This window comes from Providencia sp. UF-224, assembly GCF_058245955.1.
This window is the reverse complement of sequence record NZ_JBSICC010000001.1, coordinates 165631-181510: the sequence shown is the minus strand read 5'-3', so window position 1 is coordinate 181510 and position 15880 is coordinate 165631. Positions and strand designations below refer to the sequence as shown.

At 40.2% G+C, this 15880-nt stretch carries 15 protein-coding genes and 1 pseudogene; 5 read left to right on the top strand and 11 right to left on the bottom strand.

Annotated features, from left to right (window positions below):
• The first annotated feature begins 194 nt into the window (after positions 1–194).
• Positions 195–1028, top strand: coding sequence for a Sir2 family NAD+-dependent deacetylase (cobB, locus tag AC4IFO_RS00935; RefSeq protein ID WP_490731489.1), 834 nt, complete (start codon positions 195–197; stop codon positions 1026–1028).
• Positions 1029–1080: 52 nt separating this feature from the next.
• Here cobB and AC4IFO_RS00930 read toward each other — a convergent pair whose 3' ends face one another.
• Positions 1081–1791: an SDR family oxidoreductase gene (locus AC4IFO_RS00930; RefSeq protein WP_490731078.1), complete on the bottom strand. Its 711-nt coding sequence runs from the start codon at positions 1789–1791 to the stop codon at positions 1081–1083.
• 390 nt (positions 1792–2181) lie between these two features.
• On the opposite strand from AC4IFO_RS00930, the gene pepT reads away from it, so the two are divergent.
• Positions 2182–3417: a peptidase T gene (gene pepT / locus AC4IFO_RS00925; protein WP_490731076.1), complete on the top strand. Its 1236-nt coding sequence runs from the start codon at positions 2182–2184 to the stop codon at positions 3415–3417.
• A gap of 122 nt (positions 3418–3539) precedes the next feature.
• Here pepT and AC4IFO_RS00920 read toward each other — a convergent pair whose 3' ends face one another.
• The 9 genes from AC4IFO_RS00920 to AC4IFO_RS00880 all read right to left on the bottom strand — a co-directional run bounded on the left by AC4IFO_RS00920 (position 3540) and on the right by AC4IFO_RS00880 (position 12259).
• The gene (locus AC4IFO_RS00920) at positions 3540–4664 is read right to left on the bottom strand and encodes a ribosomal protein uL16 3-hydroxylase (protein WP_490731074.1); all 1125 of its coding nucleotides are present in this window, start codon (positions 4662–4664) and stop codon (positions 3540–3542) included.
• An 84-nt stretch (positions 4665–4748) separates the two neighbouring features.
• Positions 4749–6206, bottom strand: a complete 1458-nt coding sequence (gene phoQ, locus AC4IFO_RS00915) for a two-component system sensor histidine kinase PhoQ (RefSeq protein ID WP_490731072.1) — start codon at positions 6204–6206, stop codon at positions 4749–4751.
• A gap of 1 nt (position 6207) precedes the next feature.
• Positions 6208–6882: a two-component system response regulator PhoP gene (gene phoP, locus AC4IFO_RS00910; protein WP_490731070.1), complete on the bottom strand. Its 675-nt coding sequence runs from the start codon at positions 6880–6882 to the stop codon at positions 6208–6210.
• Between the two features lie 237 nt (positions 6883–7119).
• Positions 7120–8490, bottom strand: coding sequence for an adenylosuccinate lyase (purB, locus tag AC4IFO_RS00905; protein ID WP_490731068.1), 1371 nt, complete (start codon positions 8488–8490; stop codon positions 7120–7122).
• 17 nt (positions 8491–8507) lie between these two features.
• Complete coding sequence (gene hflD, locus AC4IFO_RS00900) at positions 8508–9134, bottom strand: high frequency lysogenization protein HflD (RefSeq protein WP_490731066.1); 627 nt, start codon at positions 9132–9134, stop codon at positions 8508–8510.
• Positions 9135–9136: 2 nt separating this feature from the next.
• Positions 9137–10240 (bottom strand): tRNA 2-thiouridine(34) synthase MnmA, encoded by a 1104-nt coding sequence (gene mnmA, locus AC4IFO_RS00895; RefSeq protein ID WP_490731487.1) that lies wholly within the window; start codon positions 10238–10240, stop codon positions 9137–9139.
• A gap of 135 nt (positions 10241–10375) precedes the next feature.
• Positions 10376–10825: an NUDIX domain-containing protein gene (locus AC4IFO_RS00890; RefSeq protein ID WP_490731064.1), complete on the bottom strand. Its 450-nt coding sequence runs from the start codon at positions 10823–10825 to the stop codon at positions 10376–10378.
• Complete coding sequence (rluE, locus tag AC4IFO_RS00885) at positions 10818–11474, bottom strand: 23S rRNA pseudouridine(2457) synthase RluE (protein WP_490731062.1); 657 nt, start codon at positions 11472–11474, stop codon at positions 10818–10820. Before rluE ends, AC4IFO_RS00890 begins: the two co-directional genes overlap by 8 nt.
• Before the next feature lie 131 nt (positions 11475–11605).
• The gene (locus tag AC4IFO_RS00880) at positions 11606–12259 is read right to left on the bottom strand and encodes a hypothetical protein (protein WP_490731060.1); all 654 of its coding nucleotides are present in this window, start codon (positions 12257–12259) and stop codon (positions 11606–11608) included.
• Positions 12260–12790: 531 nt separating this feature from the next.
• On the opposite strand from AC4IFO_RS00880, the gene icd reads away from it, so the two are divergent.
• Positions 12791–14044 (top strand): NADP-dependent isocitrate dehydrogenase, encoded by a 1254-nt coding sequence (gene icd / locus AC4IFO_RS00875; RefSeq protein WP_225818816.1) that lies wholly within the window; start codon positions 12791–12793, stop codon positions 14042–14044.
• Between the two features lie 107 nt (positions 14045–14151).
• On the opposite strand, the pseudogene AC4IFO_RS00870 reads toward icd, so the two are convergent.
• Positions 14152–14454 (bottom strand): annotated as a pseudogene (locus AC4IFO_RS00870) (site-specific integrase); the annotation flags it as partial.
• A 92-nt stretch (positions 14455–14546) separates the two neighbouring features.
• Between AC4IFO_RS00870 and AC4IFO_RS00865 the strand changes: the two are divergent.
• Together AC4IFO_RS00865 and AC4IFO_RS00860 are read left to right on the top strand one after the other, a co-directional pair.
• Entirely contained in the window at positions 14547–15110 is a 564-nt protein-coding gene (locus AC4IFO_RS00865; RefSeq protein ID WP_490731058.1) for a hypothetical protein, read from the top strand.
• Between the two features lie 359 nt (positions 15111–15469).
• Positions 15470–15712 (top strand): hypothetical protein, encoded by a 243-nt coding sequence (locus tag AC4IFO_RS00860; protein WP_490731056.1) that lies wholly within the window; start codon positions 15470–15472, stop codon positions 15710–15712.
• Positions 15713–15880: the final 168 nt, after the last annotated feature.

Genomic DNA, 15880 nt, shown 5'->3' with positions numbered 1-15880 from the left:
TGATGAAATATTTATGATAAAAAGGTGACAAAATCGATACCCTCGATATTTTTATTTGCATTCATCAGTGTGATGCGCTCTAGTGTATTAATGTTTAAATAATATAGAAAAGTCGTGTATTAACAGGGGCAGTTTTCAATTTACTGTCTAGATTGTTATGCATTGGTTGCATGGATGAAGGGAAGTTTTTGATGTTGCGATATCGTCATAGACTAAAAAAAGCGCGTAAAAATAAGTGTGTACGTCGGCAGCGGCTCCGCAACCGGTCTTTTTATATAGATAACAGACTTAACGATATGAAAAAAGTGAATATTGTCGTATTAACGGGTGCAGGTATTTCAGCTGAGTCAGGCATTCAAACATTCCGCTCAGCGGATGGGTTGTGGGAGGAACACCGTGTTGAGGATGTTGCTACTCCAGAAGGTTTTGAGCGAAACCCTCAACTCGTACAGCGTTTTTATAATGAAAGGCGCAAACAACTTCAGCAGGAAAATATCAAACCCAACGCAGCACACTTTGCGTTAGCACAACTGGAAGAGTTATTGGGTGATCGCTTTTTATTGATCACACAAAATATTGATAATTTGCATGAAAGGGCGGGAAGCAAACGCATTGTTCATATGCATGGCGAATTATTAAAAGTGCGTTGTAATTGGTCCAACCAAGTTTTGGAATGGAAAGGGGATTTGACCACAGAAGATCGTTGCCATTGCTGTCAATTTCCACAGCCGCTAAGGCCACATATCGTCTGGTTTGGTGAAATGCCCATTGGTATGGATTATATTTACCAATCCCTTGAAAGTGCGACAATTTTTATTTCTATCGGTACTTCTGGGCATGTCTATCCAGCTGCGGGTTTTGTTCATGAAGCGAAATTACATGGTGCGCATACGGTTGAGCTGAACCTAGAGCCAAGCCAAGTCGAAAGTGAGTTTGATGAAAAACATTATGGGTTGGCAAGTCAGGTGGTGGTGGAATATATCAATCAGTTGATCATGGAATTGCAGGTTAAAGACACCGCACAATAAAAATAAGGGAAACGAGGGTTTCCCTTTTTAATTGCTTTTCTGTAAGCCTAAGTTAAACGTTTTCATCCATCATGGCAGGCATTGTAATTTCTTTCACACAGGTTGCATTACTGGTGCTGAGTATAAAACGAACAGCATTAACCACATCCTGTAGTGGAATTAATTGGCCTCCACTTTGTTCAATCACATCATCTACAGGCAAAGATAACGGATATTCAGTTGCCAAATAACCGAGGTTTAGTATCGAAATAGCAATTTTATCTTCTCTTAAGGTTTCCCTTAATGACTGAACAATGCCTCTAAGGGCATATTTTGTCGCTGAAAAGGTGACTTCTTTACCTTTATGGTTATCTAGCCCCCATGTAGAGCCAATTAAAATAATTTTGCTATTTTTTGCTAATCGCAAGTTGGGTAGTAATGCTTTCAAATTGAGCAAGCAAGCACTGATATTGGTTTGGATCATATTCAGTATTTCAATATCATCGCTTGTTTCAAACTGGTATTCATCACTAAACGCGAGTTTTTCCCAGATACCAACATTATAAATTAAGGTATTGATGGGCTGCTGCTTAATAGTATCTTTAATTATGTTAGCGGACTGATTATCGCTTAAATCTGCGGGGATCCAATGAAAGTTGGCCTGCTCGAATGGTGGTTTGGAGCGTGAAACGCCATAAATAATGTCGTTAGGACTAGGTACACCTTCAACGAGCGCCTTACCTAATCCTTTACTAACACCATAAATTAAACAAGTATTTGACATAATATCCTTAATTACTCAGAAATAAATTGATGTTATTTATTTGCTAAATGCCAAGTAAATAATTATTTACCTTGTATAGCACAGTTGTTTAAAAAATTATTGGTTAATAATGCAGTTGTTGATTAACAGTTAACTTAATTTGACACTTTAGGTAAGAAACAAATAAATCATTTTCGACTAAATAATACTCATAGGGTATTACCCTTATTATTTATGAGTACTTTTGTGAATAAAATGCCAACCGTTGTAAAAAATAAAACACGTGAATTAAATATAATTTACGAATTATCATAAAAAAGCATCAGCAATAACCGCAAAGCTGATTTGAAACAATAATTGAATCTGTGATCTTTCCCATAATATAGTTATTGATATTTTAGGGGGATGGGTATGGACAAACTCTTGGAGCGGTTTTTTGAATATACTGCTTTTGATACACAATCAAAACCGAATGCAAAAACAGTACCTAGCAGCACAGGCCAGCTAAAATTTGCCCGCGCACTAGCCAAAGAACTCAATGAATTAGGATTTGAACAGGTGACATTAACCGACCAAGGTTGCTTGATGGCCTCTTTGCCATCAAACGTTGATTGGGATGTTCCTACGATTGGTTTTATTTCTCATTTAGACACAGCACCTGATTTTTCGGGTAAAAATGTTTGCCCTCAAGTCTTAGAGAACTACCGAGGTGGTGATATTGCACTAGGTATTGGTGACGAAGTTTTATCACCAGTCATGTTCCCTGTACTGCATGAAATGATTGGCAAAACATTGATCATGACTGACGGTAAAACGTTACTAGGAGCAGATGATAAAGCGGGGATTGCTGAAATAATTACGGCTCTCGTGCGTTTAAAAGGCAATAATGTCCCTCATGGCAAAGTGTGTATAGCGTTTACACCCGATGAAGAAATTGGCCGTGGTGCTCGTCATATTGATTTTAAACAGTTTGATGCATTATGGGCTTACACCGTTGATGGTGGTGGTGTGGGTGAATTAGAGTATGAAAACTTTAATGCGGCAAATGTTGGGATAAAAATTGTGGGTAACAATACTCATCCCGGCACGGCAAAAGGGGTGATGGTCAATGCACTCAATTTAGCTAATCGTATTCACTCCATGTTACCTGCGGACGAAATACCTGAAAATACAGAAGGGTATGAAGGCTTTTATCATTTAACATCAATTAAAGGGACGGTTGAGAAAGCGGAAATAAACTATATTATTCGTGATTTTGATCTCGCCAGTTTTGAAGCAAGAAAGAAAAATATTATTCGTATTGCTGAAAAGGTAGGGGAAAACCTGCACCCAAGTTGCTATATCGAGCTGACATTAGACGATACATACTACAACATGCATAGAGAAGTGATGAAGTATCCACATGTTGTTGAATTAGCTAAACAGGCCATGATTGATTGTGGCATTGAGCCTATTGTTCAACCCATTCGTGGCGGAACAGATGGCGCTCAGTTGTCGCATCGTGGTTTGCCTTGTCCAAATATTTTCACCGGTGGGTATAATTTTCATAGTAAACATGAATTTATTACTCAAGAAGGCATGGAACAGGCAGTAGATGTTATTATTCGGATTGCAGAATTGACTGCTATTCATGCAAAACAGCAATAATATTTAAATCGGGTAAAAATGCGCTCAGTACATCATGTTCTGGGCGTTTTTTGTGGCTTAAAATTAAAAAAGCTCATCAGTATGATGAGCTTTTGAATAATAAATAACATTAAACTTGCGATTTAATCATCAAAGTACCAGTAACCGTTATTCACTAAAGCAGTCATCAGTGCAATGAAATTGACATCATCAATAGCATCACCCAGAGTTTGGCAGTTAACGGAGTCATAACGGCACAGGCTATCAGCCGCTTCATAGCAGGTGGTTTCTAAGCATTCACCGTTTACAAAGAACTGATCGCCAACACGTAATGCCCTGAGCCCATTGAGTTTATATAAGGTCTCTTCCTGCGTTTTCAGCAAGTCATATATTTCATCGTGCTCATAAGGCGGCTCAGGTGGTGCAATATCTAATTCATGACGAGATTGAGAAATAAACTCACCTAACCATTTGCGGAACAAATCAGGGTCGTTAATCAGTGACTCCATCATTTCACGCAGTTTGATTTGCTCGCCCTGTAATATCTCAGCAGGGTTATCACGGAACGATAAATCAGGATCGCTGTAGCGATAGCTGCCTAAATCATTCGAAATTAAATGGTCAGCAAAGCTGCTCATGAGTTCACGAGTATTCGGCGCGCGGAAGCCAACAGAATAGTTTAATGAGGGCTCAATAGCATAGCCTTCGTGTGGGAACCCCGGTGGGATATACAGGATATCACCGGGTTCCATCTCTTCATCAATGATGGCGTCAAAAGGTTGTACTTGCAGAAGATCAGGGTGAGGACAATGCTGTTTCATTGGGATCTTTTCCCCAACACGCCAACGGCGACGGCCTTCTCCTTGAATGATAAATACGTCGTATTGGTCAAGGTGAGGACCAACACCGCCACCAGGTACGGAATAAGAAATCATCAAGTCATCCATACGCCAGTCAGATAATACGCGAAATGGCTTCATTAAGGCTGCACTTGGATGATGCCAATGGTCCACAGCTTGCACCAACACAGACCAGTTCTCTTCACCGAGGTGATCATAGCTTTCAAATGGGCCATGGGCTACTTGCCAAATCCCCTCTTTATGGCTGACTAAACGGCTATCAACCTCATCTTCCATCGCCAAACCAGCAAGTTCGTCTGGTGAGATAGGATCAATAAAACGCGCAAACCCTTTTTTGATAAGCAGTGGGCGCTTCTGCCAATGACTGTCGAGAAAACTCTGCCAGTCAAGATTGAGTGTATAATCCATCTTATTGTCCCTAGTAAAAAACTTCTTAAATAGTATACCTGAAACGCTTTGCAAAGTAGGGGCTAAACGGACTCACATCACAGATTAGCTATCTTCAATCATGGATTGCTGTCGAAATGTGACGGCCAAACGTGCGCCGCCGAGTGGGCTATCGCTAATGGTGATAGCGCCATCATATTGATCAATAATATCGACTGCGATTGACAACCCTAATCCTTGGCCGGGGCGAAGTGTATCTGCGCGTTGCCCACGAACAAAAATCAGGCTACGCTTGCTTTCAGGAACGCCAGGGCCATCATCATCCACAATTAATGTGAGGCTGTCTTGCTCAACGATGGCGGTGACTTCCACAAATTCCAAACAATATTTGCAGGCATTTTCCATAATATTGCCCATCACTTCCATAAAATCATTCGGTTGACCTAACCAAGTGACCTCTGGGGAAATATCTACGGTAATAGAAACCCCTTTGTGTTGATAAACTTTATGTAGTGCGCTTGCTAAGCTGTCTAAGATTGATGGAACAGATGAAATCTCTCTAAGCATCAGGTTTTCATCACCTTGTGTTGATGCGCGATGTAAATAATAACCGACTTGTTGCGAGATTCGGCCAATTTGCTCTAGCATAATAGGCTCTGCTTGGTCGATATTCATCTGTTTGCCTGAACGTAGCAGCCGCAAAGTGGATTGTAAAACGGCGAGTGGAGTTTTTAGGCTGTGAGTTAAATCAGATAACGTCGTGCGGTATTTGCTGTAACGCTTTCGTTCGTTAGTTAACAAAATATTCAAATTACGCACTAAGCCCCTAAGCTCAGAAGGCGGGTTTTCATCAAGGGTATCTCGCTCGCCTTTTTCAAGACTGCTGAGCTGGGAAACCAAAGATTTAATTGGACGTAAGCTCCAATAGGCAGCAAGCCATAGTAAGGGAATAACTAAAATAAGGTTAGCCAGTAATACATAACCAAACCATTCCCATACTAACCCTGTGTTTTGTAAATCTTGCGGCAGCGTATCGACGACGACAATGGTTAAAGGTGGAAGATTTTCACCCGCAGCATATTGATTTACGGAAACGGAATGAGTGAGTGGTTCATCGTCAGTTTCCATTTTATCCAGTTTATTATTATATTCTGGATTGTCATCAAGGAGTTGGCGAGTTTCGCGGATATCAGTGTCAATCTCGTATAACCCTTCTTTTTTCAGCCAATCGTTACGGATCAGCCGTTCAACACTGGGCACATCGCGTTGACGCCATAATACTTGCCCTTGTTCATCATAAATAATAACAAGTGTAGGGTTATTCAGCGTAAAATTAGGGGGAACACGGATGTCAATTTTATTGTTTTGCCACTGAGCTAGGCTGTAAATAAGGTTACTTTGGCTTCGTAGTAGGGTGTAAGTTGTTTTATCAAAGCTAATTAAATAGCCAAGTATGGCCACAATGCCATAGGACAGGGTTAATGCAAGAATAACAGCCGAGGTTGCGCACAAAAACCGAGCACGCAACGAAAGTGGTTTAACTTTAAATTTGCTTAGCCACATATTAGCCATTCACATCAAAACGGTAGCCTTGGCCACGAACCGTTACGATAACTTCATCATTATGAAATTGCTGAATTTTCTTACGTAATCTACCCATTAAAACATCAATGGTATGGCTTTCTCTGAGCTCTGCGTCTGGATAAAGTTGGCGCATTAAGGAATCTTTGCTGACTACTTTGCCATTGTTGCGTAATAAGGTTTCAATAATGGTGTATTCAAATGCAGTGAGTTTGACGGCTTCGCCGTTTACGGTAAATTCTTTACGGGATAGGTCAATAACAAAATTACCTAACTCTAATACTTGTGATGCTAACCCGCTATTTCTACGCATTAATGCCTGCATACGGGCCACAAGTTCTTCCAGTTGAAAAGGTTTGGTGACGTAGTCATCTGCGCCGCTATTTAAAGCTTGGACTTTTTCTTGCCAACTTTCGCGAGCAGTCAGTACTAAGAGAGGGATATTTACATGATTGCTGCGCCAACGTTTGATCATTGATAGACCATCTTCATCGGGTAAGCCTAAATCGACAACGGCGATGTCAGGGCAGCTTTCATGCAAAAAGTAATCTGCTTCTTTTGCGTCTTCAGCCGAATCAACCTGGTGACCCAGCTCTTTAAGTTGAACTGTTAAATGATGACGAAGTAACGCATTGTCTTCGACGATAAGAATACGCATCTGAAACCCTCATAGTAAAAAGAGATAGTGTCTGCCGAGATGATAGTAGCACTAGAACTGCAATGGTAAAAAGAGATCTCAGCCGCGACAAGGGATTAAGTAAATATAAGTCAAACAAAGCAAAAAAAAAGCGGTTTTTTTCGAGCAATAAGGCGGTTTTGGGGTATTTATGGCTAATATAGAAGCTGTGATAATAAAAAAGGCGGCACATTGGCCGCCTGATTAAATAAACTGAGATTATTTTAGTTCATCAATAAAAGTGACAGCGTAACCAATGTAGTTAGCAGGCGTCATTGCCTTTAAACGTACCTTTTCATGTTCTGGTAGCTCTAAACCATCAATAAACTGTTTCATGCCTTCTGCAGTAACACGCTTACCACGGGTTAATTCTTTTAGCTTTTCATAGGGCTTTTCGATGCCATAACGACGCATAACCGTTTGAATAGGCTCAGCTAATACTTCCCAGTTTTGGTCTAATTCATCCAGCAAATGCTGTTCGTTAACTTCCAACTTGTTTAAGCCTTTCATGGTAGATTGATAGGCAATTAAGGCATAGCCTAAACCTACACCTAAGTTACGCAGTACAGTAGAGTCGGTTAAGTCACGCTGCCAACGGGAGACAGGCAGTTTGCTTGCCAAATGGCCTAAAACTGCATTAGCTAAGCCTAAGTTACCTTCTGAGTTTTCGAAGTCGATAGGGTTAACTTTGTGTGGCATGGTCGATGAACCGATCTCGCCAGCAATCGTTTTTTGTTTAAAGTGATTTAATGCGACATAGCCCCAAATATCACGGTCGAAATCTAACACAATCGTGTTAAAACGCGCGACACAATCAAACAGTTCAGCAATGTAATCATGCGGTTCGATTTGTGTGGTGAATGGGTTCCATTGAATACCTAATGAAGTCACAAAAGTTTCACTGAATTCGTGCCAGTTTACTTCTGGGTATGCGACCATATGCGCATTGTAGTTACCAACCGCACCGTTGATTTTACCTAAAATTTCAACCTGTTGCAGTTGGCGGAATTGACGCTCTAAACGGTAAGCAACGTTAGCAAATTCTTTACCAATCGTTGATGGTGTTGCTGGTTGACCGTGAGTCCGAGAGAGCAGCGGCAGGTTGCGGTACTCATGTGCCATTGCTTTAATTTTATCAATAATTTGACGCCACTGAGGTAAAAGTACCTCTTCGCGTGCAGTTTTGAGCATTAAGGCGTGAGATAAATTATTGATATCTTCTGAGGTACAGGCAAAATGAATAAATTCAGAAACGGCATGCAGCGCAGGAATATGCTCCACTTTTTCTTTGAGAAAATACTCAACAGCTTTAACATCATGGTTGGTTGTGCGTTCAATTTCTTTAATCCGCATCGCATCTTTTTCGCAGAAGTTCGCGACAATTTCATCTAAGTAAGCGATTGCGTCAGCATCAAATGAAGGAACTTCTTTGATTTGAGCGGTTGCAGCCAGTTTTTGCAGCCAGCGAACTTCAACTTGCACGCGAAATTTCAGTAAGCCAAACTCACTAAAAATAGTGCGTAAAGCGCTGACTTTATCACCGTAACGGCCGTCAATCGGGGATACAGCGGTCAGTGAGGATAATTCCATTGGTAGCAACTCCAGATTTAAAGGTGAGACAAAATTTCTTTCGCCTGGTTTGCCAGACGATTGCGAGAAAACATAAGTTGGATGCGACTTCCACCCACTTGCTGCCAAAGTACTGCGGAACGAATGCCAGCAAGCAGAATTGCGCGAACTTTAGCCTGAACTAAGGTGTTTTTCAGAATGTCAGGGGAGCCCGTTACTTGGATTCGTGGACCTGCGGGGCTGACGACATCAACATAAATTCCTGCTAACGCATTGAATACGCCTTCAGAAAGTGGCTCAAAATAGCTCGCTTGGCGCTCAAATTGTTCAATACGCTGACCAAGTTTATTCATTGCTTCGTCGTCTTTATTTAGACGACGTTCGAGGGCCATCATGCTCAGCATATAACGCGTCATTTCGGCAGATAAACCACTATTCCCCCCCGTTAGCATGCCTAACATTGCCCCTAAACCCGTTTTGATATTTGCAGGGTCATTACCATACACATCTAGCGTGGAGTTTGGGTTCATATTGGTCAGGCTATTGACCATCGTTTCGGCATCGCTATCAAGGCAAGTGCCTTCGTGGGCCAGCTTTTGAACCATAGCGCCTGCTTGACAGATCCCCGCCAAGGCAAGTGTAATGTCGTAATAATTTTTCGCCACAACTACTCCTGAATACGGGCTTCAATAATGCCGCCACCAAGGCAGACTTCGTCAATATAAAACACGGCAGATTGCCCCGGGGTGACCGCGGCAACAGGGTAATCAAATGTGACTTCGATTCGCTCTGCATCAATAGGCGTAATTGTACAAGGGATGTCCCCTTGGCGGTAACGCGTTTTGACCGCACAGCGTAATGGTTTGGTTAACGTTTCTCTATCAACCCAGTCTAATTGCTGTGCAATCAATCCGATAGACATCAAACGCGGATGCTCATGGCCTTGTGCAACAATTAAAATATTGTTCTCAACATCTTTATCAACAACATACCAAGGATCTTCTGAACCTTCTTTTGTTCCGCCAATACCTAAGCCTTTACGTTGCCCTAATGTGTGATACATCAGGCCTTCGTGTTGACCAATGGTTTCGCCATCAACCGTGACAATTGGGCCTGGTTGAGCAGGTAGGTAGCGGCCTAGGAAGTCACGGAATTTACGTTCGCCAATAAAGCAAATGCCCGTTGAGTCTTTTTTCTTTGCGGTGATTAAGCCGATTTCTTCTGCAATACGGCGGACTTCAGGTTTTTCGAGTTCACCGACAGGGAATAGGCTTTTTGCCACTTGCTCATGACTGAGTGTGTACAGGAAATAGCTTTGGTCTTTGTTGCCATCTAAACCACGAAGTAACTGACTTTTTCCATCAACATCACGGCGGCGTACATAGTGACCAGTAGCAATATAATCAGCCCCTAAATCTTCAGCGGCAAATTCTAAAAAGGCTTTAAATTTGATTTCTTTATTGCACAGGATATCAGGGTTTGGCGTGCGGCCTGCTTTGTACTCGGTTAAGAAATGTTCGAATACATTATCCCAATATTCAGCGGCAAAGTTGATGGTGTGTAACTCGATACCGAGCTTGTCACACACAGCTTGTGCATCAGCAAGGTCAGTTGCTGCGGAGCAATATTCCGTATCGTCATCTTCTTCCCAGTTCTTCATAAACAGACCAGCCACCTGATACCCTTGCTGCTGGAGCAAATAGGCGGATACGGATGAGTCAACACCACCGGACATACCGACGATGACTTTTTTCTGGCTGTTATCTGACATGGTACTGTTATTTGACATGGAAATAGTCTCAATGCGGAAAAATCAAGCCCCATACTTTAGCATGTTGACCCCTTGTTGCACCAGAGTTAGAGAGAATATTATTGCTTGGTGACTATTTCACCAAGCAAAAGGGCGTTATTGATAGTGAGTGCCATAAGCTGAAAGAATATCGAGTGAATAATTATTTCCAGTTTGAAAGCAACGTAAGCTTTCAGCGACTAAAGGGGAGCGCAGGCAGTCACTTTCTAAAATGTCTTGCGCGTCGACCCAGTGACAACAGGCGATATCGCTATCTTGCGGGTGGGTTTTACAAATAGCATCAAGTTCGACGGCAAATAAAAAACGAATAAATTGGGTACTATCTGGTGCTATCCATTGGTGGATTTGAATTAATTGGGTTGGCGTAGCCTGTATACCCGTTTCTTCAAGTAATTCTCGTTCAGCAGCTTGTAAGAGGGTTTCGTTGGCCTCTAGGTGCCCTGCGGGTTGGTTCCAAGTCGGCTTGTTATTGATCCATTCTTCCACGACCAAAAATTTGCCTTCAGCATGCACAATTGTTGCGACAGTGACATTGGGTTTAAACAACGTTGACCTCCATCCATTCACCTACTGATAAATTTCCTAAATTAAATTCGCCCATTTGATAGCGAATTAAACGCAATGTAGGAAATCCGATATTTGCCGTCATGCGACGTACTTGCCGGTTGCGGCCTTCATATAAGGTAATTTTAAGCCAGCTTGTTGGAATGTTTTTACGTTCTCTAATTGGTGGGTTGCGAGGCCACAGCCATTTGGGTTCCTCAACTAACTCTACCCCTGCGGGAAGCGTAGGGCCATCATTTAATGTTAGCCCTTGGCGAAATTGAACCAATGCGTTTTCATCAGGTATGCCCTCTACTTGAGCATAGTATATTTTTCCTGTTTTTTTCTGGGGTTGTGTCAAACGCGCTTGCAATTTTCCATCATTAGTTAGAATTAATAAGCCCTCGCTGTCTCTATCAAGGCGACCAGCGGCATAAACATCCGTAATGGGAATATAGTTTTTTAAGGTATCGCGGCCTTGTTCATCGGTAAATTGTGGCAGTACATCAAAGGGTTTATTAAATAGGATAACTTTGCGCACTTTCGCGGGCTGGTGACTAGCTGAAGTTGCTAAATGCTTGGTGGATTTGGCATGTTTTTGTTTTATAGGGGATGCGCCAAATTTAGCCCGTTTCTTAGGTGTTATATTCATTTATGGTTAATCAGATAGTGATGCCAGTAGAAAGGTAAACGTTAGAGTATAATCGAAATCAACGGAAAAAAATATTCTAAGGAGATAGGGAAATATGAGCCACAACGCGTTATGGCCCAGATTTTAATTAATTATTCGCTTATCTCATCAATAAAATCACGAAATATTTCGAATGTGCGCTCAATGAGACCTAAGCAAATTGTATATTCTTGATGACTAAAAGGAATGGTATCAATAAGCCCAACTTTACTACCCATAGTATGACCGCTTTCACGACTAAAATGAAGATCACCACAATAAACTAACGTATCAGGGGAATGTTGTGCAATTTCATTTAAATAAGTAAAAAATACACTGCCTGTGGCTTCAATTGACTCAATGATGACTAATCGAATTTTTGCAGGCTGGTTTGATAGCATTTCAATGAGTTGATAAGTGAGTTTACGATTCGCTTCCATTTGTGGTGACCATAGCCACGCTAATGTATCTGTTATAGGTTGTGACTTATTCATTTTCAATGTGCATAAATCACTGAGATACCATGGCCAATGATTTTCGTCTTCATGTGCGTGTGTATTAACAGCTACCTCTAACGCATTTTGTGGAGAAGTAAAAGGCAAAATAAATTTATTTAAATCACCAAAGCTCATAATAAAAAAGGCTATCTTAGGCAAAAACTCTAGAGATTCAGCGGTAGGGCGCTGAGGGTCGATGGGCCTTAAGAAAAAAGGATGTTGAGCATATTCATTTTTCTTTTTTTCAATAAAAATAGATAGTTTTTTCATATAATCACCTTTTTATAAGTTGTTTATTAATGATTTTATATTCATTTTATATTTGCCAATATTGCGATATTTATTAGTGAGAGTTATTTTTTAGCTTGTTTTATGTACTTATTGTTCGCTTTCACTAGAGATTAAAAACATTAAAATCATAAAAGTAATAAATTTAGGATTTGTTAATTAAAGCTATTGTTTATTAAGGATAAAAAATAACAGGCAACTCAATTTATGTGAGCAGTTCGAATGTTTATTAACGTTATTCCAGATAAAATTAATGTGAATTGAGTTTCAAAGTCGTCAATGTAGTGTTATTGGGTTTCGATGATTTGTAGGGTATGAGTAAGTTATCTTTCTCAGTAACGAAATGATTTTAAAAGGAATTATTCTGTTTTTATTCACGTGTTAGTGCGTTTAATGCGATCAAGACTAAAGCTTAGGTGAGTAATCATTGGCGTTCGACGCAGATTGCAGTAGTATTGACACGTCTCTTACAAAAAATTAACAAGCAAAATACGCAAGTGAAAGGAGAGGTTAATGGAAAGCAAAGTAGTAGTTCCGGCAGAAGGCGCTAAAATTACCATTGATGCAAAAGGCAAACTAAACGTTCCGAACAACCCAATTATCCCTTATATCGAAGGTGACGGCATTGGTGTTGATGTCACTCCAGCAATGTTAAAAGTGGTTGATGCGGCAGTTAAGAAAGCTTACAACGGTGAGCGCAAAATTTCTTGGATGGAAATTTACACTGGCGAAAAATCTACACAAATTTATGGTAAAGATGTTTGGTTACCAGAAGAAACTCTCGATTTAATCCGTGATTACCGTGTTTCAATTAAAGGTCCGTTAACAACTCCAGTTGGCGGTGGTATTCGTTCTTTGAACGTTGCACTGCGTCAACAACTTGACCTGTACATCTGCTTACGTCCAGTACGTTACTACAAAGGCACACCAAGCCCAGTTAAACAACCTGAACTGACGGATATGGTTATTTTCCGTGAAAACTCAGAAGATATCTATGCAGGTATTGAGTGGAAAGCTGGCAGCGCAGAAGCTGATAAAGTGATTAAATTCCTGAAAGATGAAATGGGCGTGACAAAAATCCGTTTCCCACAAGATTGTGGTATCGGTATCAAACCATGTTCAGAAGAAGGAACAAAACGTTTAGTTCGTGCTGCAATTGAATATGCAATTGATAACGGCCGTGATTCAGTGACTTTAGTTCATAAAGGCAACATTATGAAATTCACTGAAGGTGCATTTAAAGATTGGGGCTACCAATTAGCACAAGAAGAATTCGGCGGCGAATTATTAGACGGCGGTCCATGGGTTAAAATTAAAAACCCTAAAACGGGCAAAGATATCATCGTTAAAGATGTGATTGCTGATGCATTCTTACAACAAATCCTACTGCGCCCTGCGGAATATGATGTTATCGCATGTATGAACCTAAACGGTGACTACATTTCTGATGCATTAGCAGCACAAGTTGGCGGTATCGGTATTGCACCGGGTGCTAACATTGGTTCTGAGTGTGCATTATTTGAAGCAACTCACGGTACTGCTCCTAAATATGCAGGTCAGGACAAAGTAAACCCTGGCTCTATCATCCTTTCCGCTGAAATGATGTTACGCCATATGGGTTGGACTGAAGCGGCTGACTTAATCGTTAAAGGTATGGAAGGCGCAATCGCAGCTAAGACTGTAACTTACGATTTCGAACGTCAGTTAGAAGGCGCTAAATTACTGAAATGTAGCGAATTCGGCGATGCAATGATCGCACATATGTAATTTATTACGTGGTGTGATTAACAACGGGAGCCTAAAAACTCCCGTTTATTTTGCCTAGAAAAATTCTTCTGCAAAACTCTTCTGCAAAACAGGCTACAAAATAATCGTTATTTTATAGCTAAAACCTGCCAATTTTTCCCTCTGTCATCATGATACTTATCGGTCATTGCTTGGCTCTTATGTCTCAATAATGTTTTAGTATCGATGCCTTGATCTTTAGATAACCTTTCCGATAAAGAACGTTGCTCATGAAATGAAGTTGGCGTTCCTTCCCCCCAGTCAATATCAGTTTTATTTAGCGTCTTCTTAAAATTTGTTGTTATTGTATTAGCAGTGACTTGGTCACCGCGATTTGCTTGAGAAGTCGTGCGTAAGTAATGGACTAGATACGGACTGAGAACACGGTCTTTTTTATGCCAAAATAAACATAAAGCTTGCTGTTACCTTTGTTCAGAGTTACATGTGTAGTTATGCACAATAAGGTCAAACAAAGGTTTATCGTATGATTAAAAAAATCACCCTAATGCTGTCTTTGCTTTTTATGCTATCAGCATGCTCAGTTAAAACACTTCACTTAACACAGGAACAAGCAAGCAGAATTCCACCTATGGGAAATGTAAAGGTGCTTTTGCCTGAACTAAGTAAGCACAATATTCAGTTTGCAAGCACACCTTCACTTTTTATTACATATCGCTCCAGCGATTTAAATAAAATAAAGACGGAAAAATATCTTTTCATTTCTCTTGATGAAGCGACTAATAACCAAGAATATGTCATTAGTGTACCAGACTACGAAGGAGTCACTGTTGGCAGTATTTCATTATTGATTGCATATAGCGTTAATGGAGATTCAACTATATATGCTAATGCACCCATAAAGTTAAATGCTATCTATTATGAAGATAGATATGAGATAGATAAGCTGTTGAAAGAGAAACACTATAAAAATGGAGATAGCATTGACTATATTTTTGATATAAAAATGCAGCCAAATTTAAAACTAAAAGAGTTATATTTCTATACGGATAAAGATGTTGTCTATGGTTCAGGGCTTTCATCAGTGTAATGATATGCAGTGCTTATAAGTGAAACCGATACGGCAAGAAAGTTTAAGCAAGCACACTATTTCGAACAACAAAATATCCCCAAAATTATTCTAATGGCTACGCATTGCGTGGCCTTTTTTCGCATATAGTCATCGCAAATCACTATCAACATATTTTATTAACACAATAGCGTTTTATCGAGCGAGTTTTTATAACTATAAGGTAACATCAAGTATTAGCCCTGACGCTCTTGAAATCCACCCGCAAAGCTAAGAGTTACCTTATCATTGTGGAGAATGTTAAGATTGATTGGATAACTATTATTTTGACCTGATTAATATTATAGTATTCCTAAGTTAAATTAGCGGATGCAAACCAAATGAAAACACTAAGAATTAAAAAATATATTGAAGGTAGCTTAGATGAAGAGATAAACGTTCCTGTGGTCTTTATCTCTATGCTTAATGGTATTTTACCAAATCAGGCTGTTGTCTCATTAAGAAATGCTGGCTTTGATTTTGATGAAATCATTAATGCAGCTAAAAATAAGCAGAGCTATAAAGCAGAAGCGGTTATTGATGAAAAAGGTGTTACTAAGCGAGTAGAGCTTTCGATTAGTTAATAATATTGTTTAGCATTTTAAGAGGCTGCCTAGAGCAGCTTTTCTATTTAAGAGAAGTAGTTATGACTATTCAAGATTAATTTAATTTTTATAGCCGTCAGCTAATAACTGGTGGCTTTTTCATTTTTCGAGGAAAACAAAAAAGCCTCGACGCCGGGGCTAAATAAA